This window comes from Sulfitobacter guttiformis (assembly GCF_003610455.1).
GTDB lineage: Bacteria > Pseudomonadota > Alphaproteobacteria > Rhodobacterales > Rhodobacteraceae > Sulfitobacter > Sulfitobacter guttiformis.
In genome coordinates this window covers 2,102,041-2,124,307 of the sequence record NZ_RAQK01000001.1, presented here as the reverse complement: position 1 = coordinate 2,124,307, position 22,267 = coordinate 2,102,041, and the positions used below count along the sequence as shown (strand labels likewise).

Genomic DNA, 22,267 nt, shown 5'->3' with positions numbered 1-22,267 from the left:
ATCCCCGCCTTAAATCACCAGTCCTGAGAAAACGACCAAGAGGCCGGCCAACACCATCAACACGGTAGGGACGATCTTGCGGGCCCCAATCAGGCCATAAGACACCAGTGTCAGTCCCACTGCCACCCGGATCATCGCAATGAGGGCCGCCACAGGGGCCTCCGCCAGGCGCAACATGTCCGGGTTCGCAATCATGCCCAGTGGAATGATATACAGACCAATGCCCAGCGCCATCGCCGTGAGCGCCACCTTGAGCCAGTTTTCACCGATCATCCCCGCCGCAATAAATACAGCGCCACACACCGGCGGTGTGATCGTGGACAACAGCGCAAACCAGAACACAAACAAATGCGCCTGCAAGGGCTCCAACCCCAGTTGCGTCAGTGCGGGGCCCGCGACCGAGACACAAATAACGTAGGCAGCAGTCGTCGGCACTTCCATACCGAGGATCAGACAGGCCAATGCGGTGAGCAAAAGTGATGGCCAAAGCAACCCGCCCGAACCCTCAAGAATGAGCGAGGTGATCTTTACCCCCAGGCCCGTGATGGAAAGCACCCCGATAATAATAGAAGCGCACAGAATGATCGCCGCAATCATCGAGACCTGCCGGGCCGCGTTCAATACGGCACTGGTGAAACGGTCAATGATCTGATCGCGGTTACTTTTCAGATCGGCATTGATGAACAGCAACAGTGCCCCTGCGAGGATCGCCAGTGCGGCGGAATATTCCGGCGTAAATTTCGCACCGAACATCGCCCAGAGAAGAACAGAGAACGGAACCAGAAAGAACAAAGAGGTGATGATCACATCCCGCCGTGCGGGGCGGTCAGCCTCATCCACTCCTTTCAGGTCATAGCGGCTGGCATAAGCATTGATGCCAACCCAAACCGCAAGAAAATACAAAAATGCTGGCAGGATCGCCGCCGCCATGATCGACGTATAGGGCACGCCTGTCAGCTCGACCATGACGAAGGCCCCCGCCCCCATCAGCGGCGGCATGATCTGCCCGCCCGAAGAGGCGACAGCCTCAACTGCTGCCGACAGGCGCTTGGGATAGCCAAGCTTTGTCATCGCGGGCAGTGTAATCGCTCCTGTCGAGGCAACGTTCGCGGAGGCCGAACCGGAGATTGACCCGAAAAGCGCGGAGGATATTACCGAGACCTTTGCAGCGCCCCCTTTGAGCCTGCCCGCAGCAGCGGCGGCTACGTTCATAAAGCCCTGCCCAGCCTCGCCCGCATTGAGGACCGCGCCGAAGATCACGAAAATTGACACCACGCCTACAGAAACGCCTGTAAGCGAGCCCCAAATCCCACCCTCAGCGATCGTGAGCGTGCCCAGAAAGCTGCTCAGCGGTGTGCCGGAATGGCCAAACTGACCCGGAATATATTGGCCATAAAGTCCGTAGAGCAATGCCAGCCCCGCAACGATGGGCAAGGGCCAGCCGATTGCACGGCGCGCTGTTTCGAGTGTAACAACCAGCAGTGTTATCGCGATGAGTTTCTGGAAATCTCCCTCTAGGAAACCGTACTGATCGCCCAGCATATCGTTGTTGAGCGCAATCCAGAGAGCCGCCCCTACCCCTAGCACTGTCAGCACGGTCCCGCTGACAAGGCCGGCGCGACTGCTGGCACCAAGGATCAGCACGAAGGGCAGGATGAATGCCATGTGCAATGGACGGCTAACCAGATTGGGCACCAACCCCGAGAAGATGAGGGTGAGGTGATAGCCGACCAGACCAGCGGCCAGCAGGAGCCAGAACCCGGAAACCAGGCGACTTTTGGGAAGAGTATTCATGGGACAATGCTCGAAAATGGGGGAAGGGTGTTACAGGCCGTCAAAGTTGCGGCCTGTAAAAGGGTTCAAACCCTATTTCTGTGCGTCGGTCAGCGCGACGCCTGCCTCGGTATAATACCGCACGGCACCGGGGTGGATTTGGCCTTCAATCGTGCCCATCAGCGCTTCGTCAACGCCGTTCCACCAAGGGGAGCTTCCGCCCAGCTTTGCCTTGCTGTCCCAGAACGTCTTGGTCAGCTGATAGGCAGTGTCATCATCCATTGCGGTGGTGGTGTAGGCGACAACCGGCAGCGAGGTTGTAACAATGTCCGTATCCTGCCCTGCATATGTGCCTGCAGGAATGGTCAGGGTGGTACGCTTTGTCTCCGCGATCTGTGCCTCGGTGAGCGATAGAATGGTGACTGGCGTTGATGCAGCTGCCTCGATCACGTTTGGCGCAGGCCATGAGCCTGCCGTCACAAATCCGTCGATCTGGCCGTTCTTGAGGGCTGCAACGGCGTTAGACAACTCCGCATCAGCGATCGTAACCTTGTCGGTAAGGCCGAAAAGCTCAAGATACTTTTCGCCCTCCGTTGCCCCGAACGAGCCTTTGCCGAGCAAGATTGTCTTACCATCCATGCCTGTTAGATCCGTTATCCCGCTGTCCGCCGACATGACAAAATGCATGGTCAAAGACGGGATCGGAAACAGGGCGCGGATTTCGGCGAATGCCGGATCGCCCTTGTCTTCGAACATTGCCTTTCCTGCCTGCGCAAGACCGACAAGGGCTGGCGGTGTCGTAAAGACATAATCGCCGCCACGGGCTTTGGCCTCCATCACGTTCTGGACGGACCCTTGGCTTTCCTCGATGGTAACGGTGATTTCGCCGTCTGTGCCGGCTTTCATAGCTTCCGCTAATTCGACGCCCATCTGGTAATAGGACGAGCCGACCTTTGCCGACTTATAGGTGATACGCGTTTCAGCGGATGCAAACGTGCCTGCAAGTGTTGCAAGAGCAGCCGCAGCCACCGTTGTTCTAAATAGTGTCTTCATCTTAATTCCTCCCTAAAGATGACGTGATAGTCGGTAAATCCTGACCTCTTGGAGCCTATTCCACAAGGCTCATTGCAGCAGTCGGTCCTGCAAAGAAAGTTGCACCCGCCCCTCCGTCGACGGGTAGAACATGTCCAGTAATAAAGCGCCCGCCAGCAGAGGTCAGGAACATCGCAGCAGCCGCAACTTCTGCCGCTTCGGCCACCCGCATAAGCGGGACACGGGAAATCGCACGCCTACGGTCTTCGGGTTGTGATCCCATGCCGCGCCCCACTGGACCTGGAGCGACAGCATTAATCGTGATGCCCAGCGGGCCCAATTCGGATGCCGCAGCCTGAACCAAAGCTGTTATCCCGCCTTTAGACGCGGCATAGGCGATACGGTTTTGCGCGCCGCGCAGCGCGTGAATGGAGGACGTGTGCAAAATTGCGCCACCATCTGCCCCCATCAAATCCGCCGCAGTCTGGGTCAATCTAAACGCACCGCTCAGATTGACATCCAGAACCCGTGCGAAATCCGCATCTGTTGTTTCATGCAGCGCCCCCTTGGTCATGATACCTGCCGCATTGATCAACACATCGATTCCGCCCAGCGCATCGCGGCACCTTCCGAGCGCTTCGCGGACATTCGCAAGGCTGGTAATATCAATACTACCTGTGTGCGCACAGCCGCCCTGCTCGGGCCCCACAAGATCGAGTGCTGCAACAACGTCACCACGCGCCAAAGCGGCCTGCACCATTGCGGCACCGATTTCACCGCTTGCTCCTATGATAACCGTGCGGTACATTTAGATGATCTTACATATTGTCATATTTAATCAAAAATATCTGATATTTTTTAGGAATACAAGATATATGTCGTCACCGGTCGAAAATATCCATCCTCTCTCGGGTGGCGTAATCCAGAACCTCACCGATATGCTTCGGCGTGATATTTCTTTGGGGGTCTTCGCCCCCGGCACAAAACTAAAGATCTCGCACGTCCAGAAAGAATATGCTGTCAGCGCCGCCTCGGCCCGCGAAGCGCTTTCACAGCTCAGCGGTGAAGGTTATGTTCAGGCTGTCGAACAGCGCGGTTTTTTCGTCACCGAAATGTCCGAGGAACGACTCTTGGACAATGCCCGCGTCCGCGCCGAGCTTGAGGCACTAGGATTGATATGGTCGATTGCGCGCCAGACATCCGAATGGCGCGCTTCTGTTGTCTCAGCGCACTACCTGCTCCAAGAGGCAGAGTCAGCGCTCCAGACATCGTTTCGCGACAATATCATCGCGTGGGACGAGCGTAACCGCGAGTTCCACCTTGCCCTCGTATCCAACGCAGGATCGCCCGTCCTTCTCGAAATGATTGGCGCACGATATGATCTGACGCGGCGGTTCCGCCTTCAGGCATATGCGGTGGATCTGGCGGAAAACACAGCGCTTGCGCGCTTGCAACAAAGCGCGGACGAGCACGCCGCCATTGCCGAAGCGACGCTGTCTCTTGATGCCGAGCAGGGTGCTGCATTGCTAAAAGCGCATATCAGCAAAAACCTTTTAAAGAGCGGATAGCTTTTGCAGGCCGGATTGCCTCTCTACGCCCCGCTGCTATCTTTTGCGGCGTCGAGCTGCTGCGCGAAGTGGTAGCAGGCGACGGCGCGATTGTCGGGCAAAATTTGCGTTTCGGGCTGCGCTGTCCGACACGCCTCGGTCGCGAGTGGGCAACGTGGATGATAATAGCACCCTGATGGCGGCGACAGAGGCGATGGCACTTCCCCCTCGATGGTATCGAACCGCACCAGTTCTTCAGCATCCAGAACCAGCTTCGGCACACTTCCGAACAAGGCGGCGGTATAGGGATGTGCAGGCTTACCAAATACATCCGCCACCGGCCCAAGCTCGACGATCCTGCCCAGATACATAACTGCCACGCGATCACTGACGTGTTGGATAACTGACAGATCATGACTGATAAAGACACAAGTCAGATCCAGCCCCTTGGTCAACTCCAGAAATAAATTGATGATCTGCGCCTGTATCGACACATCGAGCGAGGCAACAGGCTCGTCACAAATGAGAACATCAGGCTGCATTGCTAGTGCACGGGCAATTGCAATGCGCTGTCGCTGACCACCGGAGAACTGGTGCGGATAGCGGTCTACCCATTCCGGATCCAGACCCACACGGGTGAACCACTCTGCGACGTATTCTTTGGCATCCGCTTTCGTCGTGAGCCCATGGGCAATCGGCCCCTCGGCAACCGTAGCGCCTACTTTCATACGTGGATCAAGGCTTGCGAACGGATCCTGAAAGACGGTCTGCACACGAGTTGTAATCTTTTTGCCTTTTACCATCACCGGCGCGCCGTCGATTGTTACTGTGCCGGTGGTTGGCGGCAGTATCCCTGCGATCAGCCGTCCTAGCGTAGACTTCCCGCACCCCGACTCCCCCACCAGCCCAAGTGTCTCGCCCTTTCTGACCGACAGGGTCACATCCGATACCGCCCGCACCGAGCGGGTCTCGACAGTTGCGCCCAGCTTTGCCGCGATTTTCTCGCCGGTGGTCAGTTTGGGGCCGAACAGGCGGCTGACATCCGCAATCTCCAGAAACGCGCTCATGCGGGAATACCTACATCTTGGCCGGTTGGGTGGAAGCACCGCCAGCCCCGCCCCTCCGACAGGGTCATGTCAGGCTTTTGCGCACAAGCATCGGTACGGTAATCACAGCGCGGCGCAAACGGGCAGCCTTCGGGTAGAGACAATAGCGAGGGCGTAGTACCCCTGATCTGGGTGAGCGGGGTGCCGGGCTTGGCCATAGACGGTAGTGAGGCAATCAACCCTGCCGTATAGGGATGACGAGGATCGCGTAGCAACTTGGCAGTCGGTCCCTGCTCGACGATCCGGCCAGCATACATTACGGCCAGCTTGCTTGCCAAACTCGACACCACAGCCAGATCGTGACTGATCCAGATCATCGCAGTACCAGTTTGCGCCGCTAGATCCCGCATCTGGAACAGGATCTGCGCCTGAATAGAAACGTCGAGCGCGGTCGTAGGTTCATCCGCAACCAGAACCGCGGGGCGGTGGAGAAGAGCAATGGCAATCGCCACGCGCTGGCGCATACCGCCTGAAAATTCATGCGGATAGGACCGCAGTCGTGCCTGTGCCGAAGGTATTCCCACTTGGGTCAAGAACTCTGCGGCACGCGACATGGCTGCGCGTTTGCTCAGTCGTTCGTGTGCATCAATGGCCATTTGCATTTGCTGTCCAATGGTTAGCATGGGGTTAAGCGTTGCAATCGGATCCTGAAAAATCATCGAAATTTCGCGGCCTCTGCGCTTGCGCAATTCGGGGCCGGACAGGGTCGTCAGCTCGGTTCCGTTAAGTTTGACCGATCCTTCAACAATTCGCCCGGGCGCATCGACCAAGCCCAACAGAGAGAACCCCGTAACGGTTTTGCCCGACCCACTTTCGCCCACCAACCCCATAATCTCGCCTTCGGCCAGATCAAACGAGACGTCATCGACCGCCTTGACCACACCGGCACGGGTGAAGAAATGCGTCGCCAGATTTTTCACACTCAGGACAGGTGGGTTCATTTGCGCAACCTCGGGTTAAACTGGTCGCGGACCTGATCGCCCACAATGTTGATTGCCACGATCAGAATGATCAAGGCCACACCAGGATAGACAGAGATCCAGTAGCGCCCGCTCATCATGTAAGGGAAGCCATTCGAGATCAGCATTCCCAGCGATGGCTCGGTCACGGGCAGACCCAAACCGAGGAAGCTGAGCGTGGCTTCAAGCGAAATCGAATTGGCGATTTGTACAGTGGCCACCACGATCAGCGGCGGCGCGCAGTTTGGCAACATGTGCCGCCACACAACGATGCGGGAGCTAAGCGGTGTGGCGAGTGCCGCCTCGATGTAATCTTTGCCACGCTCCGCCTTTGCGGCGCCATAGGCAGTACGGGCAAAATACGCGTATTGCGCGGCAACCAACGCACCTATCAACTGAGCCTTACCTTGCCCCAGCAAGGCAACAATCACCAAAGCCAGCAAGATTGCAGGGAACGATAGCTGAAGATCGACCAGTCGCATGATCAGCGTCTCGATCCTTCCGCCCAGATAGGCGGCGAGAATGCCCAGCGTCGTGCCAATGCTCAGCGAGACAAGGCCTGCGGCAAGGCCGATCTGTATCGAGATGCGCAGACCATAAAATATAGCCGACAACAAATCCCGCCCCTGCGGATCAGTACCAAGAAGGTGGGTATAGCCGCCCGAGCCTACAAAGCCCGGCGGTCGTCGGCTGTCCATTAGCGACAGGTTCGCAAGATCATAGGGGTTCTGCGGCGAAATTACACCGGCAAAAAGTGCGGTGAGGACCATCAGAACGACAACGCCAAGGGCCACCACGGCAATTCTATTTTCGCGGTACTCGACCCAGAAACGCCCAAGCGGGCTCCGATCGGCGCTCATGCTGAGGCTCCTTTTCGCACGCGGGGATCAATCAGGGCAAACACCAGATCGATCACGAAGTTAATGGTCACAAACAAAAAAGCCACCAGTATGAGATAGGCAACCATCACGGGGCGGTCCAGAACGGCAATGCTGTCGATTATCAATTTGCCCACGCCGGGCCACGAAAAAATTGTCTCGGTCACTACAGCAAAAGCGAGCGTCGATCCAAGCTCCAGCCCGAAGACGGTAATGATCGGAATCGAGATCAGCTTGAGCAGGTGACGTCGCAGGATCGTCCCTTCCGACAGTCCCGCAGCGCGGGCGAATTTTATCGTATCGGTCAGCATAATCTCGCGGGTGCCTGCGCGCGCCAGACGGATCATCATCGCCAGTTTGAACAGCGCAAGGTTCACAGCAGGGAGGGCAATGTGCGACAATCCGTTGAGGGTCGGGAAAGACCACGCCACACCCCAGATCATCACAGTTTCACCGCGCCCGCCAGCAGGTAGCCACCCCAGATTGACCGCAAAGAACAGGATGAGGATAAGGCCCACCCAAAATGACGGGACAGAAAAGCCCAACACAGATACCGCCATGATAGTTTTTGATATCCAACTGTCAGGGCGGTAGCCGGCATAAATGCCAAGGCTGACACCCAGCACTGTGGCGGAAATTACAGAGATTAGCACCAGTTCTAGCGTCGCAGGCAGTCGCCCGCCGATCAGCTCCAGAACGGGCATGTTGTAGACAAACGAGCGGCCCAGATCGCCCTGCAACAGATTACCGACAAAGGTAAAGTACTGTTCGAACAACGGTCGGTCGAGGCCAAGCCTGCGGATTGCTTCCTCGCGAATTTCTTGTGTTGCGTCGGGCGGGATCACAATGTCGATCGGGTTCCCGATGGCGTACACGCCAAAGAATACGATGACTGACATCACGGCCATCACGCCACAGGCCTGTAAAAAGCGCTGGATAACAAAACCGAGCATCAGATGTCCTTTGGGGTAAAGAAAGGGTCGGGCAGCGCGCGGGCCACCCGACCTGTTTTTTTCAGATTAAAGTTATTGGGCAGGCGTCATGAAAAACGCCAGCGTATCTTCGTCAAAGCGGGTCTCGAAGTCGAGCATTCCCGCCTTTGCACCCCAGACAGTCTGCAACTGCACCAGCGAGATATAGGCTTTGTCTGCCATTACTTTCTCCATGGCTTCCTCATAAGCAGCGCGGCGTTGGTCGGGGTCCATCATCGTGGCACCCGCCTGCATCAGGGCATCAACCTCCTCGTTTTTATATTCGATACGGTTGAATGCGCCCAGCTTCGCCTCCGGGTCGTTGGAGTGAGCCAGACTGCCTACGGTGTAGGAAGCCTCACCCGTCAGGGTGCCCCAACCGTTCATGAACATGGAGTATTCCAGCCGCGCCTGAGCGGGGAAATAGACGGTCTTGGAGATGGCGTTAACATTTGCCTTGATCCCTGCCTGTGTCAGCATCTGACCCAGACCCTGGCAGATGGCAGCATCGCCCGGCAGACGGTCACCGGTACAGTACAAATCCACCTCGAAACCATCGGGATAGCCCGCTTCGGCCAGCAGTTCCTTGGCTTTGGTGGGGTTATATTCCGGCATCGGAATTTTATCGCTGGACCCAAAGAAACCCGCCGGCATCATCTGGTTGGCGGGCTTACCAAGACCTTCCAAGACCACTTCGACCATTGTTTCGCGGTCAATTGCATAGTCGATCGCCTGACGCACCTTGAGGTCGCGGAACGGATTCTCAGGCAATTTGGAGCCGTCTTTTGCACGCACAAGCGGCGTATCGACACGCTGGTCGAGTTGCAGGTTCATGACATAGACACTGTCGCCGATGATGGCATCAATGCTGTTGTCACGCTCGAGCGCCAGATAATCCACGGAGGAGACGTAGTTGATCACATCAACCTGACCCGCTTTGAGCGCCGCAAGTCGCGAGCTGTCGTTGGGGATCTCTTTACGGATCACTTTCTCCCACGCGCCCATTCCGCGCCAGTAATCGTCGTTCCGCTCAAGAACCAGATCGCCGTTCGGCTCCCAGCTGACATATTTATAGGGGCCGGTGCCGGTTGTGGCCGCGCCGGAGTTAAAGCCTTCGGCGGCTGTTTCAGGCGTGGAATAATCGGCCGCTGCCTCGGAAGATACGATGAACAAGCGTATGAAGTCATTGGGTAGCGTTGCCGCCTGACCGTCCGTGTTGATGTGGACGGTGTAGGGGTCGATGATATCGACACTGGCCACGCGGCGCACATAGATCGCCGTGGTGGTTGGTCCGGTCACAACCGGAATACGCTCGATCGAAAACTTGACGTCTTCCGCATCGAAATCCGATCCATCGTGAAACTTGACGCCTTCGCGCAGCTTGAACTCCCATGTGTCGTCATCCACCGCGGTCCAGCTTGTGGCCAGTCCCGGCTCGATCTGCAAATCGGTGCCAGACCAGACGAGGGTATCAAAAATGTGCTTGGCCGCTTCGGCATGGGAGCCGAGGGCAGAGAAATGCGGGTCCATCGATTCAGGCCCGCCGCGTACGCCCATGGTCAGCGTCTGGGCAGATGCAGCACCCGCCGCAGCCAGACCCAGCGCGAACGCCATCGGGGCAAGGAAATTCCGGTTTTTCATGAGTATCCCTTCCAGTTGGTAGATTGTTTTTTCTACTTTTAGTGTCCCATTTGGAACTTGCTTTATCAGGATGTGCGTGAATAATGATGTAGTCAAGTTCATTTTGGAACTCATAACGATTAGGATAAATATGGCAGGCCCTCAGACAGCGCATGATCAAAACTTTGGCATACACGATGCCGAGCAGAGGCCAGCCATGCTCGAGGCCAAGCTGTGGGATAATCCCTGCCCGTTTACGTTCCGTCTCAACTATCTGGCACTTTTATATAATACGCCGCTCTACACATGGATTCAGGACACCTACGGGCTCAAGCGGCCCGAGTATGTCGTGATCTATTCGCTGGCGCTGACCGATGGTGGCAGCGCGCGCGACATTTCCGAAACATCGGGATTTCCGAAAAACACACTAAGCAGGGCGATCAAACGCCTGGAGCTTATGGGCATGATTGAAGCGCGTGAAAAGGCTCCCGGCGGGCGGCGCAAACAGGCGCTGCGCCTGTCGGCCAAAGGCCGCAAACTGTTCAACGAAACGCGGCCGACCTTCGAGGCAATGGAAAGACGTATGCTGACCACCCTATCCGAAGGCGAGCGGCAAATGCTGTTCGAACTGATGTCAAAAGTCGTGCTCGGCGCGCAGGATTGGGCGGGAGAGCTGCCTGCGCAAACACAGTTTGCGACACCTGAATTACACAAAGGAGAGCCGCAATGAATGTTGCACAAATGAATTGGCGCGATATCGAGGCGGCGGCCGCGCGTGACCCGCGCTGCATCCTTCCCATAGGCTCGACCGAGCAGCACGCGCAGCTATCAGTCTGCGTCGATCTCATTTTGGCCGAGCGCGTGGCGACAGAGGCAGCGTCGCCGCTTAACGTGCCTGTTTTTCCGGTCATGCCTTACGGGCTTGCCCCCTATTTCAAGGACTTTCCCGGAACGATTTCATTGAGGGTCGAGACATTGATGGCTGTCGTGCGTGACATCATCGCATCGTTGCGACAGGCAGGATTCACCCAGATTCTGATTGTAAACGGCCACGGCGGTAATAATCCGGTGGGCGCGCTAGCACAGGAATTGATGGCCGAATACGGCGATGTCTCGATCAAATTTCATAATTGGTGGAATGCGCCGCTGACATGGGCAAAGATCCAGTCGATTGATACCACTGGTTCCCATGCCAACTGGATGGAGAATTTTCCGTGGACGCGTCTTGCCCATGCCCCCGCACCGGAAGGTGAAAAACCGATGGTCGATATGGCGATGATGAAGGCCTGTCCACCTGCTCAAACGCGGGTATTGCTCAAGGATGGCTCATTCGGGGGTCCATGGCAGCGGCCGGATACCGAAATGCAAGCGATATGGGAGGTTGGCGTGGCCGAAACCCGTGCAGCACTTGAAGGACCATGGGCGGAGTTTGGCAATGACTGAAGATCCAATCCTGATTTGGGGCGCAGGTGCCATTGGCGGAATTCTGGGGGCCTATTGGGCACGGGCCGGCGTACCGGTTCTGATGGTCGATATTGTCCCGGAGCATGTTAATGCCTGCGCTACCACCGGCCTGAGCATCGAAGGTCCGGTAGAGGAATTCCGGCAGATCGTACCCTGCGTCACACCAGACCAGCTCACCGGTGTTTATTCTCGGATTGTCCTCGCCGTCAAAGCTCATGCAACCGAAGGTGCGCTGGCCCAGCTGAAGCCCCATCTGGCGCAAGACGGTTATGTCCTGTCTGCGCAGAACGGTTTGAACGAGCGGGTGATTGCGCAACACATCGGTGCCGATCGTACAATCGGCGCGTTCGTAAACTACGGTGCGGATTGGGTTGGTCCGGGCCGGATCTTGTTTGGCAACCGCGCTGCCGTAGTCGTCGGTGAAATCGACGGTATGATCCGTCCCCGCACCACCGAGCTGCATCAGCTGATGCAGATATTCGAGCCTGATGCTGTGCTGACAGAGGATATCTGGGCATATCTGTGGGGGAAGCTTGGCTATGGCGCGATGCTGTTTGCAACCGCTTTGAGCATGGATAGCATGACGGAAAATTTCGCAGATCCCGCGCGTGGCCCTGCCCTTATGGGTCTCGCCCGCGAGGTAATGAAGACTGCCCTCGCCGAAGGGGTCTCGCCCAAGCCCTTTAACGGGTTCGAGCCAAGCTCCTTTCTGCCGGATGCGGGCGACGATGCAGCGCGCAAAAGCCTGTCCGAACTTGCATTTTTCAATTCAAAAACCGCCAAGACCCATACAGGTATTTACCGTGATCTAGCCGTGCGCAAACGCAAAACCGAGGTTGATCCACAGGTCGGCACAGTCGCACAAATTGCGGCAAGCCACGGCATTGACACGCCCCTGCTGCGCAAATTGGTCGAGCTGATCCACGATATCGAAGAAGGCCGCCGCGACATGTCGGAAGAGACATTCCATGAGCTGACCAAGGTGCTGGCATGACCGCGCGCACCGCCCTTGTGACCGGCGTGGTCGGTGGTATCGGTGCCGCAATTGCATCACGCCTCGCGGCAGATGGCGCCCGCGTTGTGCTGACTGATCTGGCGGGTGACGCGCTCGAGAATGCTGCCGCCGAACGCGGCCTGCCGGCGCTCGGTTGTGATTTGTGTGACCCTGTTGCAGTGCATGATCTTCATGCCCGAATTACTGCCGATTACGGTGCGCCGCTCATGCTGGTGAATGCAGCAGGCGGGGTTTGCAATCAGGTTGGCACTGCATTGGAGGATGTCGACCCCGCAGCGTGGCACCGTATTTTTGCGGTCAACGTCGACGCGACCCTTTACTTGTCACAATCGCTTGTTCCCGCAATGAAAACAGCAGGGTGGGGACGGATCGTGACAATAAGTTCGGGTGCCGGCCTGCGCCCCAGCTTGACTGGGATACATGCCTACACTGCCGCCAAACATGCCCTTGTCGGCCTGACAAAACAGCTCAGCCTTGAGCTGGGCCAACATGGTATTACCGTTAATTCCATCGCGCCCGGCTTTGTGCTGTCCAATCCCGCAACACGGCGCCAGTGGGATGCTTACGGCCCTGAAGGGCAGACGCAACTGGTACAGCGCATTCACACCCGACGGCTGGGTACGCCAGAAGATATTGCCGCCGCCGCCGCCTTCCTGACCTCCGCGCAGGCAAGCTGGATCACAGGACAGATCCTCAGCGTAGATGGCGGCATAAGCTGAAGGATAGAACCATGACCGACCCTGTTTTGACTTACGCCCTCTCCCGCGAAGCGCATCTGATCGAAGATCTGAAAACGCTTGTTTCATTCCCCTCGGTAGGTGCCGATCCTGCAATGGCGCAGGGGATGGAGGATGCCCGGCAGTTTATCGAGGCGCGGATTACCGCCATGGGGTTTCAAAAGTCACAGCGCCTCACACCACTTGATGGCAGCGGGCAACCAGCACTCTATGCCGAGCGGATGGACGCACCGGGAAAACCCACGGTGCTTGTCTATGCCCACTATGATGTTCAGCCCGCCGATCCTGTAGAGAAATGGCACACGCCTCCGTTTGACGCCACCGAAGTTGACGGCAGGCTGTTCGGTCGCGGCATTTCCGATGACAAGGCACCAATGATGATCGCGCTCGACACGCTTGCGGCTTTCATTGCCGTAGAGGAGCGCCTGCCCGTCAACATCAAACTGCTGATAGAGGGCGAAGAAGAAACCGGCTCGCCCTCCCTCACTTCCATTCTCGAAACCCACCGCGATTTGCTCGCAGCGGACGCGGTACTGTCTGCGGACGGGGCGCGATGGCGGCCCGATCTGGTGGCGCTTAACGTGGGATCACGGGGCAACACCGGCTTTGAGATGCGGGTCCAGACAGCGACGCAAGATCTTCACTCAGGCCGCTATGGCGGCATTGTCGCAAATCCCTTGCACGTCATGTCACGCCTGATCGCAAGCTTGCATGATGCGGACGGCCACATCGCGGCGGCAGGCTTCTATGACGGCGTGACCGAGCCTACGGCGGCGGAGCGCGCAGAGATCGCGGCGATCCCCGACAATGACAAAAACACCTTTGATGCCATCCATGCCTCCCCGCACGGCGAGGCGGGCTTTTCCACGCTGGAGAGGCTTTGGGTGCGTCCTACCCTTGATGTGAACGGGATGTGGGGCGGCTATACCGGCGCGGGCTCTAAAACGGTGATCCCGAACGAGGCTTTTGCGAAAATAACCATGCGCCTAGTGCCCGGTCAGGTTCCGCAACGCGCCAAGGAGGCGGTGGTAGCGCATCTTCATGCGCATTTGCCAGACTATGCCACCCTTGAGATTTATGGCGAGCGCGGACAGGGCGGTGCCTATGCCGTGCCACCGGAGCATCCGCTTCTGGCTGCCGCTACCGCAGCATTGCACAAAACGAGTGGTCAGATCCCGCTCAAGGTGCGTATCGGCGCGTCCCTGCCCCTCACGGAAATTGTACACCGCGTTTTGGGAATGGATACAGTCATGTTTTCCTTTTCACTCTCGGACGAAAAATTTCATGCTCCAAACGAATTTTTCCGCCTGTCCTCAATCAAAGACGGGTTAGCAGCCTGGGTCCAGATCATGCGCGAAATTGCGTTAATCGACCCTGTTTCGTTCTCGCCATTCCGCCGCGAATGACGCCCCTTACTGCCATCAATAATCCCTATGGAGCGGCGTTGCTGATTGCTGCCGCTGCGGTGTTTACGGCGGATGTAACCGCCTTGCGGTTTTTGAGCCCCGATGTGCCATTTGCACTGATCATTTTCTTTCGCGCCCTTAGTCAGCTTGTCATCGTCTCAGTCTGGATTATGGTGCGCTATCCTTTCCGCTTCCGCTCTTCGCGCTGGCACCGGCTGGTGCTGCGCGGTGTGACAAGTCTGGTGTGTTGGTGGCTCTATTATGCGAGTTTCCAGTCTCTTGACCTCGCCCTTGCGTCCACGCTTACATTTACAACATCGTTGTTTACCATCGCCCTCGCACCCTTGGTGTTGGGCGAGCGGATCGGGGGGCGCCGCGCCTTCACGGCCGTGCTTGGCTTTGGCGGTGTTCTGATCGCCAGCGGCGTTAAGGAGTTTGCGGTCGAGACGGGCGTATTATTCGGCCTCGGCTCTGCCTTTGCTGCAGCTATTTTAATTTTTCAAAATCGTGTTCTGGCGCGCACAGAACATACGTCGACAATCATGTTCTGGATCGCTTTGGTGGCCAGCATCGGCACCCTGCCCGGTGCAGTGGCGGGCTGGACTACCGTCAATTTTCACGACGCGCTGTTGCTGGCGCTTGCAGGCACGCTTGGCACGCTCGGAATGTTGTTTACGGTCGAGGCTTACCGCTTTGGCGAAGTTGCGGCACTCGCGACGTTCCCCTACGTGAGGATATTGTTTGCGCTGGCTGTCGGCTATTTCATCTTTGCCGAGGCTCCTTCCCTTCGCGAAATTACCGGTGCCGCGATCATCGTGATCTGCGGATTTCTCGCACATGAATTCAGAGGAAAACCGGCGCGCCCCTAATCTACGTGACCTCCCGCCCTTCAGAAAACGCGCGCACCAGCGCTCCATGTTTCTTGAAGTATCGGCGTGTCCTCCAAAATCGAGAACCTGATCACATCCCCCCGCTTCCCCGTGGAAAGCGATCCGCGATCTTTCAGCCCAACGGCAGCGGCAGGACGCGATGTAACCGTCGCCATTCCGCGCGGCAGATCATCCCAGATATCACCCAATTGAACGGCAGCCATCAGCAGCCCCGCAGGCACATAATCCGATGACAGAATATCAAGGCGGTCAACGCGGGCCAAATCAGCCGCCGCCACATTACCGGAGTGGGACCCCCCCCGAATGAGATTAGGCGCACCCATGATTGTGGCGATCCCCTGTGCATGGCAGGCATCAGCAGCCGCGACCGTTGTCGGAAATTCAGCAAGGGTCACACCGTAGGCATGACTGGCCGCAACCTGTCGTGCCGTAGTGTCATCATGACTGGCAAGTGCCGCGCCCAACCGCGTGGCCGCCGACACAGTTGCAGCTTCATGGCGGGTCCCGAATTTATCCTGAAGACCATACAGGAAATCGACGTAATCCCGAAACTCCTGATCACCAAAACTGTATTTTCCACGTACATATGTCTCAAACTTGGACAGATCCGCAAATTGTCGCTGGCCGGGTGTGTGATCCATCATAGACACGATACCAATGCGGTCCTCGGGGGTGAATTCTGCCAGTTCCTCGGCCAGAGTCTCCGAGCAGATCTCGGCGCGCAAATGAATATGGTGGCTGATCCGAAGCATACCGGCCGCGCGCACTGCCAAAATTTCGTCCGCCATCCGCCGCGCATATTTCCCATAACGCGAGCTACTGCCCGACACGATAGAACCCACCCGGATCGCATCGAAAACAGTTGTGATACCCGTGCCTGCCAACTCTCGGTCATGCGCGAGAATAGCGGCGCGATAGGGCCAGTCGACGCGCGGACGCGGGGAGAGGTGCCGCTCGAGGTTGTCGGTATGTAACTCCACCAAACCGGGAGCCAGGTAATCGCCCTGCAGGTCGATTCCACCCTTGGGCACGGTGCTACCGCTATTAATCTCGCTGATGAAACCGCCCTCCATCACGACCGATCCGGTAACTATCTCGGTCTCGAGGATCAGCCTAGCATTGGCAAGAATTGTCTGGTTTGTCATATGAATGTCACGCGTTTTTGGCAGAAGAAAGCATCTGCGAAGGAAATCAAATGTTTGAACGATATGCTGTTTTTTACACACCAACCGGCGATCTTGCCGATTTCGGCGCAGCTTGGCTGGGATGGGATTCGGCACGGGGAACCGCGTGCGCTCCAACGGAGCTGGAGGGTGTCGATATCGAAAGAATCACGGCGACACCGCGCAAATACGGCCTGCATGGCACGTTGAAAGCGCCTTTCAGGCTGGCCAAAGATACATGCCAAAGCGCGCTTGAAGCTGCTATAGAAACTTTTGCAGAGAGGGTGAAACCTTGCCCTTTGGGGTCCCTTGATCTGCGGCATCAGAACGGGTTTATTGCCTTGCGCCCCGCGCAGGACGGCCCGTTGGTTCAGGATTTCGCCGCTGAAGTCATAAAGGCATTTGATCCGTTTCGCGCACCACTGTCCGACGCAGAGATTGCGCGCCGCCGCAAGGCACGGCTTAGCGCGCGGCAGGACGCACAGCTGCTTGCATGGGGTTACCCCTTTATCTTCGAGGATTTCCATTTCCACCTGACGCTGAGCGGCTCCATGCCCGCGAAGGCAGCAGATCCGGTCATGGCCGCCCTCCGCCCTTGCCTGATGGACAAGGTTGCTGATCCCTTCACGCTCGACGCAGTCACCCTCATGGGTGAGGACAGCAACGGGCTGTTCCACCAAATCCATCGCTACGCCCTCACAGGATAAAGATGGTCGAGGGCGGCCTGAACCGTTCGCGACAGACAACCACTGTTGTCGAGTTCCAGAAACGCTATCCCTTCAGGTATGGGATTGGCTGCACGCTTTAGTCGCCGCGCGATCTGTCCAGCGCTCTCGCGTGCCCGCGCGGCAAGGCGCGCCGCGAGGATGTCAGGGTTTGCAGTCAAGGCAATCACCTGCAGGCGTGGAAAGCATCGGTTGGCCTCCTCCAGAATGCCGCGTGACAGATTTACCAGCACATCATGCCCGCCTCTGATTTGGTCATGGACGCTAGCGGGTACACCGTATTGCAAGCCGTGCGCGCCCCAACTCAATGCAAACTGCCCTGCTGCCTCATGCTTGCGAAACATGTCAGGCGTTATACTCTCGAAGTCCTCCCCGCCAGCATCAGCCTCACGGGTGATCACCCGCCGCACCACCAACAGACGCGGATCAGCCTCAGTCATCCCCGCCATCACGCTGTCCTTGCCCACACCGGACGGCCCCACGATGGCGATCATCCGCCCGGTCATGCCATCAAACCGGGTGTAAATTGCGTTACATCCAGTTGTTGATCGCACAGCGCATCGCGTGCGGCGTGGTCGTGAAAGATACCGATAATTGCAGCGCCGCGGGCTTTTGCCTCTCCGACCATCGACAGGACCGTAGCGCGGTTCAAAGGATCAAGGCTGGCGGTTGGTTCATCCAACAGCAGTGCTGGATAAGGATAGGCAAAGCCGCGGGCGATGTTGACCCGCTGCTGCTCGCCTCCTGAAAATGTTGTTGGGCTAAGCGACCACAAGCGTTCGGGGATATTGAGCCGCGACAGCAATTCCTGCGCCGTCTCCACCGCCTGCGCACGCGGCGTACCTGTAGTCAGCAATGGCTCGCACACAACATCAAGTGTCGAGACACGCGGCACGACACGCAGAAACTGGCTGACATAGCCGAGCGTCATGCGGCGTAACTCGATTATCTCTCGGGGCGCAGCGCTGGCAACATCCAGATCCCCGATCATAATCCGTCCCGATGCCGTGAGATAGTTGCCATAAATCATCCGCATCAATGTCGACTTTCCCGCACCCGACGCGCCAATCAGAGCCACACATTCGCCTGCCTCCACCCGAAGGCTTGCCCCTTGCATCACGGGAATTTCGACACCCCCCTGATTGTGCAGAACAAAGGATTTGGAGATATTTTCGATAGAAATCATCGGCTCACACCTGCAAAACAGAAGAAACAAGAAGCTGGGTATAGGGGTGCTGGGGATCGTCCAGCACCTGATCGGTCAGACCCGTCTCGATCACGCGCCCGTCTTTCATCACCATCAGGCGGTCTGCCAATAGGCGTACAACGGCAAGGTCATGGGTGACGATAATGGCGCTCAGCCCCATCTCGCGCACCAGTCCGCGCAGCAAATCCAGCAACCGCGCCTGCACCGACACATCAAGGCCGCCAGTGGGTTCATCCATGAACACCAACCGCGGTCCCGACACCAGATTGCGCGCAATCTGCAAACGCTGCTGCATTCCACCGGAAAATGCGGTGGGGCGGTCGTCAATCCGTTCCTCCGCAATCTCGACACGGCCCAGCCAATCCACGGCAGAGGCGCGAATTTCACCGTAGTGCCGCGCATTCACAGCCATCAACCGCTCGCCCACATTTCCACCAGCACTGACGTTCATGCGCAGCCCGTCACGAGCATGTTGGTGCACAAAAGCCCAATCGGTACGCCCTAACATGCGGCGCTCCGGCTCGGACATGGTGATGGTGTCGCGCAAGCCATCCGCTCGGGTATCGTAGCGCACAGCACCGGCGTCCGGCGTCAGTTGCCCCGCGAGGCAATTGAGCAACGTGGATTTACCCGACCCGCTCTCGCCGACAATCCCCATCACCTCACCGGGATAAAGATCAAACGATACATCTGTGCAGCCAACTCGCGTACCATAATGTTTTGCGACATTCTCGACCTGCAAGAGCGGCGTCATGCTGCGTCCTCCTTAAAGGGTGTTCCCTGCGCGCCCACATGACCTTCCCTGCGCCGTGTCGCGCAGAAATCGGTGTCAGAACACATAAACATCCGCCCGCCCGCATCATCAACGATCAGTTCATCAAGATAGCTTTCATCAGAACCGCATAAATCACATGCATGGTCTGCCTTGGTCGGCTGGAACGGGTAATCCTCGAAATCGAGGCTCACGACCTTTGTGTAGGGCGGAACCGCGTAAATCCGTTGCTCGCGCCCAGCGCCGAACAGCTGTATCCCTGCCATTTCCAGCTTCGGGTTGTCGAATTTGGGGATCGGTGACGGGTCCATAACATATCGTCCCTCCACTTTTACAGGATAGGCATAGGACGTCGCAATATCGCCGTGCTGGCTTATATCCTCATACAGCTTAACGTGCATAAGCCCGTATTCCTCCAGACTGTGCATCTTGCGGGTCTCGACCTCCGAGGGCTCCAAAAAGCGCAGCGGCTCGGGGATTGGCACCTGATAGACAATAATCTGGTCCGAGCGCAGGTCGTGTTCCGGTATCCGGTGGCGTGTCTGAATAACTGTCGCATCTCCGGTCGCCTCGGTCGTCGCGACGCCCGCAGTTTTCTGGAAAAACCGTCGGATTGAAACAGCATTGGTCGTATCATCAGCCCCCTGATCAATCACCTTGAGCGTGTCATCAGGCGTCAGCACAGCCGCCGATACCTGCACACCACCCGTGCCCCAGCCATAAGGCATCGGCATCTCGCGGCTCGCAAACGGCACCTGATAACCGGGTATTGCCAGTCCCTTGAGAATCGCGCGGCGTATCATTCTCTTCGTCTGTTCATCCAGATAGGCAAAGTTGTATTCACTCATAGCGTTACGCCTTCTTTCACATTTTCACCTACACTGCCGCCCGAAGCATCCTCCCTCTCGGCCAGGGCGGCTGTCAAAGCATCGCGGCGCAACTTGCGAACCAACTCCAGCTCTGACTGGAAATCGACGTAATGTGGCAGCTTGATATGCTCCAAAAATCCCGTCGCCTGAATATTATCACTGTGATAAAGTACGAACTCTTCGTCTTGTGCCGGCGCACCTGTGTTGTCCTCGCCCAGCTCTTTCCAGCGAAGCGCACGGTCTACCAGCGCCATGGAAATGGCCTTGCGCTCGGTCATGCCGAAGACCAGTCCATAGCCGCGGGTGAACTGGGGAGGTTGCGCTTTGGATCCCTGAAACTGGTTCACGGTTTCACATTCGGTCACCGTAATCTCGCCAATCTCGATCGCAAACCCCAACTCGGGGATATCCATCTCGATGGCGACCGCGCCGATGCGCAGTTCGGCTACAAAAGCATGGTTGCGCGCATAACCACGCTGGGTCGAATAAGCCATGCCAAGGATAAATCCCTCATCCGCCCGCGTGAGTGACTGGAGCCGCAACGCGCGGCTGGCGGGCAGTTCCAGCGGTGTTCGCGTCAGGTCGGCGGGAACGGTGTCGCCTGCAGGCTCTTTCTGGATCAGATTTTCGCGATCAAGAAATGACATGATATGCGGCGTGGTCTGCCCGTTTGGCGTGGCCTCAGCGGCATCCGGCACCTCCCCGTCAGCCGCGAGCTTGAAGTCCAGAAGACGGTGCGTATAGTCAAACGTAGGCCCTAAGACCTGTCCCCCCGGGGCATCCTTGAAGGTGGCCGATACCCTTCTATCACAGGTCATAGTCTCGGTCTTCACTGGTTCCGAGCCACCAAAACGCGGCAGCGTGGTCCGGTATGCGCGGATCAGGAAGATAGCCTCGATCAAATCGCCGCGCGCCTGTTTGATCGCCAGTGCAGCCAAATCAGGATCATAAAGTGACCCTTCGGCCATCACACGGTTCACAGCGAGCGCCATCTGCTCGCGGATCTGCTCCACACCCAGCTCCGGTATCGATGTATCCCCGCGCCGCTCTTCCGCAAGCCATGCGTGGGCGTTATCGATCGCACGTTCGCCGCCTTTTACAGCCACATACATCAGCTGATCCTCGTTGTGCGCGGCAGCCCCGCAAGGCGCGTCGCGTTGGTAAAAATGAAATCAAGGCCAAGCGGGTAATATTGCGCGTTGTCTTGAAACAACCCCGTCTCGGGGAGCGACAGGCGGGCATGACCTTCGATTCCGGGTCCCTTCAATGTGGCCCCCTCGTTTGCCAATTCACCAACCTCGACGATGAGCGTGGCAGAGCGGTCGGGGTATTCCGCTGTGCCACGCGAGAATTTCGCCAAGTTCAGTTGATCCCATGAGCCAAGGGCGAACATTGCCTGAAACGGATCGCAAGATGGCGCGCCAGTGTGGAAAGTAATCCAGTCACGGATCTGTGGCGTGTCATAAGCTTCAGTGAGGAAGACCGGCGTCTCGGGGTCACACAGTGTCAGCAAAACAGCACCGGCCGCAGGTGACAGGGGTGCAGGGGGCTGAGCGCCAGTAATCTCCATGATTTGGCCGGGACGCGCCATTGCCGTCATAATGGCCCTAAAGGCATGTGAGGCCTCCACCGGTATGTTGCCAAAACCGCCCTCAAGTACATGTGCCTGCATCAGTCCTCCCCCCGAACCATTGTGAAAAAGTCTACCTTTGTCGCTGCCGCTTTCGCGGCGCGCTTGCTCATCACTGCAACTTTTGCATCGCGTAAAGCGGTCAGTAGTTCCGCATCGATCCGGTCCGCTTCATCTGTTTGCATCAACGCATCAATCACTGCTGCGTGCAGCGCGTGATCTTTGCTGCGACCCTGAACATACCCGTGGCCAACGGTACCACAGGGAAGCTTCACGCTCGCACGGGTCACCGTCATTTCGCCCAGATTAAACGGGGCGCCAACCGCACCGGCACGACCACGCACCATTACACCCCCGATTTCTGGCGCCCGCAGGACAGTATGCTTTTGCACTAGACCCAGCGCGCGCCAACCATTGGCAACATCCGCCGCAGATGACCGCGCCAACAGGCCGAGCCATTCTTTGCGCCGCACTTGGAGATCACTCATTCTATTCACCTAGAC

Annotated in this window: 24 protein-coding genes; 8 read left to right on the top strand and 16 right to left on the bottom strand. The window is 57.4% G+C overall.

Annotated features, from left to right (window positions below; translation table 11 throughout):
- Positions 1–9 precede the first annotated feature (9 nt).
- The 3 genes from C8N30_RS10420 to C8N30_RS10410 all read right to left on the bottom strand — a co-directional run bounded on the left by C8N30_RS10420 (position 10) and on the right by C8N30_RS10410 (position 3,613).
- The gene (locus tag C8N30_RS10420; protein ID WP_025060912.1) at positions 10–1,794 is read right to left on the bottom strand and encodes a TRAP transporter permease; all 1,785 of its coding nucleotides are present in this window, start codon (positions 1,792–1,794) and stop codon (positions 10–12) included.
- Positions 1,795–1,866: 72 nt separating this feature from the next.
- Positions 1,867–2,826 carry a TAXI family TRAP transporter solute-binding subunit gene (locus C8N30_RS10415; RefSeq protein ID WP_025060911.1) on the bottom strand — a complete coding sequence of 320 codons (960 nt, stop codon included), beginning with the start codon at positions 2,824–2,826 and terminating at the stop codon, positions 1,867–1,869.
- 55 nt (positions 2,827–2,881) lie between these two features.
- Positions 2,882–3,613, bottom strand: a complete 732-nt coding sequence (locus tag C8N30_RS10410; protein ID WP_025060910.1) for an SDR family NAD(P)-dependent oxidoreductase — start codon at positions 3,611–3,613, stop codon at positions 2,882–2,884.
- A 67-nt stretch (positions 3,614–3,680) separates the two neighbouring features.
- Here C8N30_RS10410 and C8N30_RS10405 point away from each other — a divergent pair, with 67 nt between their 5' ends.
- Entirely contained in the window at positions 3,681–4,373 is a 693-nt protein-coding gene (locus C8N30_RS10405; RefSeq protein ID WP_025060909.1) for a GntR family transcriptional regulator, read from the top strand.
- A gap of 23 nt (positions 4,374–4,396) precedes the next feature.
- Here C8N30_RS10405 and C8N30_RS10400 read toward each other — a convergent pair whose 3' ends face one another.
- The 5 genes from C8N30_RS10400 to C8N30_RS10380 all read right to left on the bottom strand — a co-directional run bounded on the left by C8N30_RS10400 (position 4,397) and on the right by C8N30_RS10380 (position 9,907).
- The gene (locus tag C8N30_RS10400) at positions 4,397–5,419 is read right to left on the bottom strand and encodes an ABC transporter ATP-binding protein (RefSeq protein WP_025060908.1); all 1,023 of its coding nucleotides are present in this window, start codon (positions 5,417–5,419) and stop codon (positions 4,397–4,399) included.
- A complete protein-coding gene (locus C8N30_RS10395) occupies positions 5,416–6,399 on the bottom strand; it encodes an ABC transporter ATP-binding protein (protein ID WP_025060907.1) in 984 nt (327 codons plus the stop codon). Before C8N30_RS10395 ends, C8N30_RS10400 begins: the two co-directional genes overlap by 4 nt.
- Positions 6,396–7,277 (bottom strand): ABC transporter permease, encoded by an 882-nt coding sequence (locus C8N30_RS10390; protein WP_025060906.1) that lies wholly within the window; start codon positions 7,275–7,277, stop codon positions 6,396–6,398. Before C8N30_RS10390 ends, C8N30_RS10395 begins: the two co-directional genes overlap by 4 nt.
- Positions 7,274–8,248, bottom strand: coding sequence for an ABC transporter permease (locus C8N30_RS10385; protein WP_025060905.1), 975 nt, complete (start codon positions 8,246–8,248; stop codon positions 7,274–7,276). The genes C8N30_RS10390 and C8N30_RS10385 overlap by 4 nt, the downstream gene beginning before the upstream one ends.
- A gap of 72 nt (positions 8,249–8,320) precedes the next feature.
- Positions 8,321–9,907 carry an ABC transporter substrate-binding protein gene (locus tag C8N30_RS10380; RefSeq protein WP_025060904.1) on the bottom strand — a complete coding sequence of 529 codons (1,587 nt, stop codon included), beginning with the start codon at positions 9,905–9,907 and terminating at the stop codon, positions 8,321–8,323.
- A gap of 130 nt (positions 9,908–10,037) precedes the next feature.
- On the opposite strand from C8N30_RS10380, the gene C8N30_RS10375 reads away from it, so the two are divergent.
- The 6 genes from C8N30_RS10375 to C8N30_RS10350 are packed head-to-tail and all read left to right on the top strand — an operon-like array spanning position 10,038 to position 15,377.
- On the top strand, positions 10,038–10,616 hold the full coding sequence (locus C8N30_RS10375; protein ID WP_025060903.1) for a MarR family winged helix-turn-helix transcriptional regulator: 579 nt from the start codon (positions 10,038–10,040) through the stop codon (positions 10,614–10,616).
- On the top strand, positions 10,613–11,329 hold the full coding sequence (locus C8N30_RS10370; protein WP_025060902.1) for a creatininase family protein: 717 nt from the start codon (positions 10,613–10,615) through the stop codon (positions 11,327–11,329). Before C8N30_RS10375 ends, C8N30_RS10370 begins: the two co-directional genes overlap by 4 nt.
- Positions 11,322–12,344, top strand: a complete 1,023-nt coding sequence (locus tag C8N30_RS10365; RefSeq protein WP_025060901.1) for a ketopantoate reductase family protein — start codon at positions 11,322–11,324, stop codon at positions 12,342–12,344. The genes C8N30_RS10370 and C8N30_RS10365 overlap by 8 nt, the downstream gene beginning before the upstream one ends.
- Positions 12,341–13,084, top strand: coding sequence for an SDR family NAD(P)-dependent oxidoreductase (locus tag C8N30_RS10360; protein ID WP_025060900.1), 744 nt, complete (start codon positions 12,341–12,343; stop codon positions 13,082–13,084). Before C8N30_RS10365 ends, C8N30_RS10360 begins: the two co-directional genes overlap by 4 nt.
- An 11-nt stretch (positions 13,085–13,095) precedes the next feature.
- On the top strand, positions 13,096–14,508 hold the full coding sequence (locus C8N30_RS10355) for a M20/M25/M40 family metallo-hydrolase (protein ID WP_025060899.1): 1,413 nt from the start codon (positions 13,096–13,098) through the stop codon (positions 14,506–14,508).
- Positions 14,505–15,377, top strand: a complete 873-nt coding sequence (locus C8N30_RS10350) for a DMT family transporter (protein ID WP_084273536.1) — start codon at positions 14,505–14,507, stop codon at positions 15,375–15,377. Before C8N30_RS10355 ends, C8N30_RS10350 begins: the two co-directional genes overlap by 4 nt.
- Before the next feature lie 20 nt (positions 15,378–15,397).
- On the opposite strand, the gene C8N30_RS10345 is transcribed toward C8N30_RS10350, so the two are convergent.
- Complete coding sequence (locus tag C8N30_RS10345) at positions 15,398–16,543, bottom strand: alpha-D-ribose 1-methylphosphonate 5-triphosphate diphosphatase (protein WP_025060897.1); 1,146 nt, start codon at positions 16,541–16,543, stop codon at positions 15,398–15,400.
- A gap of 50 nt (positions 16,544–16,593) precedes the next feature.
- Here C8N30_RS10345 and C8N30_RS10340 point away from each other — a divergent pair, with 50 nt between their 5' ends.
- Positions 16,594–17,268: a DUF1045 domain-containing protein gene (locus C8N30_RS10340; protein ID WP_025060896.1), complete on the top strand. Its 675-nt coding sequence runs from the start codon at positions 16,594–16,596 to the stop codon at positions 17,266–17,268.
- On the opposite strand, the gene phnN is transcribed toward C8N30_RS10340, so the two are convergent.
- The 7 genes from phnN to phnG are packed head-to-tail and all read right to left on the bottom strand — an operon-like array spanning position 17,250 to position 22,252.
- On the bottom strand, positions 17,250–17,792 hold the full coding sequence (phnN, locus tag C8N30_RS10335) for a phosphonate metabolism protein/1,5-bisphosphokinase (PRPP-forming) PhnN (RefSeq protein ID WP_025060895.1): 543 nt from the start codon (positions 17,790–17,792) through the stop codon (positions 17,250–17,252). The genes C8N30_RS10340 and phnN overlap by 19 nt on opposite strands.
- Positions 17,789–18,472, bottom strand: a complete 684-nt coding sequence (gene phnL, locus C8N30_RS10330) for a phosphonate C-P lyase system protein PhnL (RefSeq protein ID WP_025060894.1) — start codon at positions 18,470–18,472, stop codon at positions 17,789–17,791. The genes phnN and phnL overlap by 4 nt, the downstream gene beginning before the upstream one ends.
- A 4-nt stretch (positions 18,473–18,476) precedes the next feature.
- Positions 18,477–19,247, bottom strand: coding sequence for a phosphonate C-P lyase system protein PhnK (gene phnK, locus C8N30_RS10325; RefSeq protein ID WP_025060893.1), 771 nt, complete (start codon positions 19,245–19,247; stop codon positions 18,477–18,479).
- Entirely contained in the window at positions 19,244–20,113 is an 870-nt protein-coding gene (locus tag C8N30_RS10320; protein ID WP_025060892.1) for an alpha-D-ribose 1-methylphosphonate 5-phosphate C-P-lyase PhnJ, read from the bottom strand. Before C8N30_RS10320 ends, phnK begins: the two co-directional genes overlap by 4 nt.
- The gene (locus tag C8N30_RS10315; RefSeq protein WP_025060891.1) at positions 20,110–21,246 is read right to left on the bottom strand and encodes a carbon-phosphorus lyase complex subunit PhnI; all 1,137 of its coding nucleotides are present in this window, start codon (positions 21,244–21,246) and stop codon (positions 20,110–20,112) included. The genes C8N30_RS10320 and C8N30_RS10315 overlap by 4 nt, the downstream gene beginning before the upstream one ends.
- Entirely contained in the window at positions 21,246–21,806 is a 561-nt protein-coding gene (gene phnH, locus C8N30_RS10310) for a phosphonate C-P lyase system protein PhnH (protein ID WP_025060890.1), read from the bottom strand. Before phnH ends, C8N30_RS10315 begins: the two co-directional genes overlap by 1 nt.
- Positions 21,806–22,252 (bottom strand): phosphonate C-P lyase system protein PhnG, encoded by a 447-nt coding sequence (gene phnG / locus C8N30_RS10305; RefSeq protein WP_037967742.1) that lies wholly within the window; start codon positions 22,250–22,252, stop codon positions 21,806–21,808. Before phnG ends, phnH begins: the two co-directional genes overlap by 1 nt.
- Positions 22,253–22,267 lie beyond the last annotated feature (15 nt).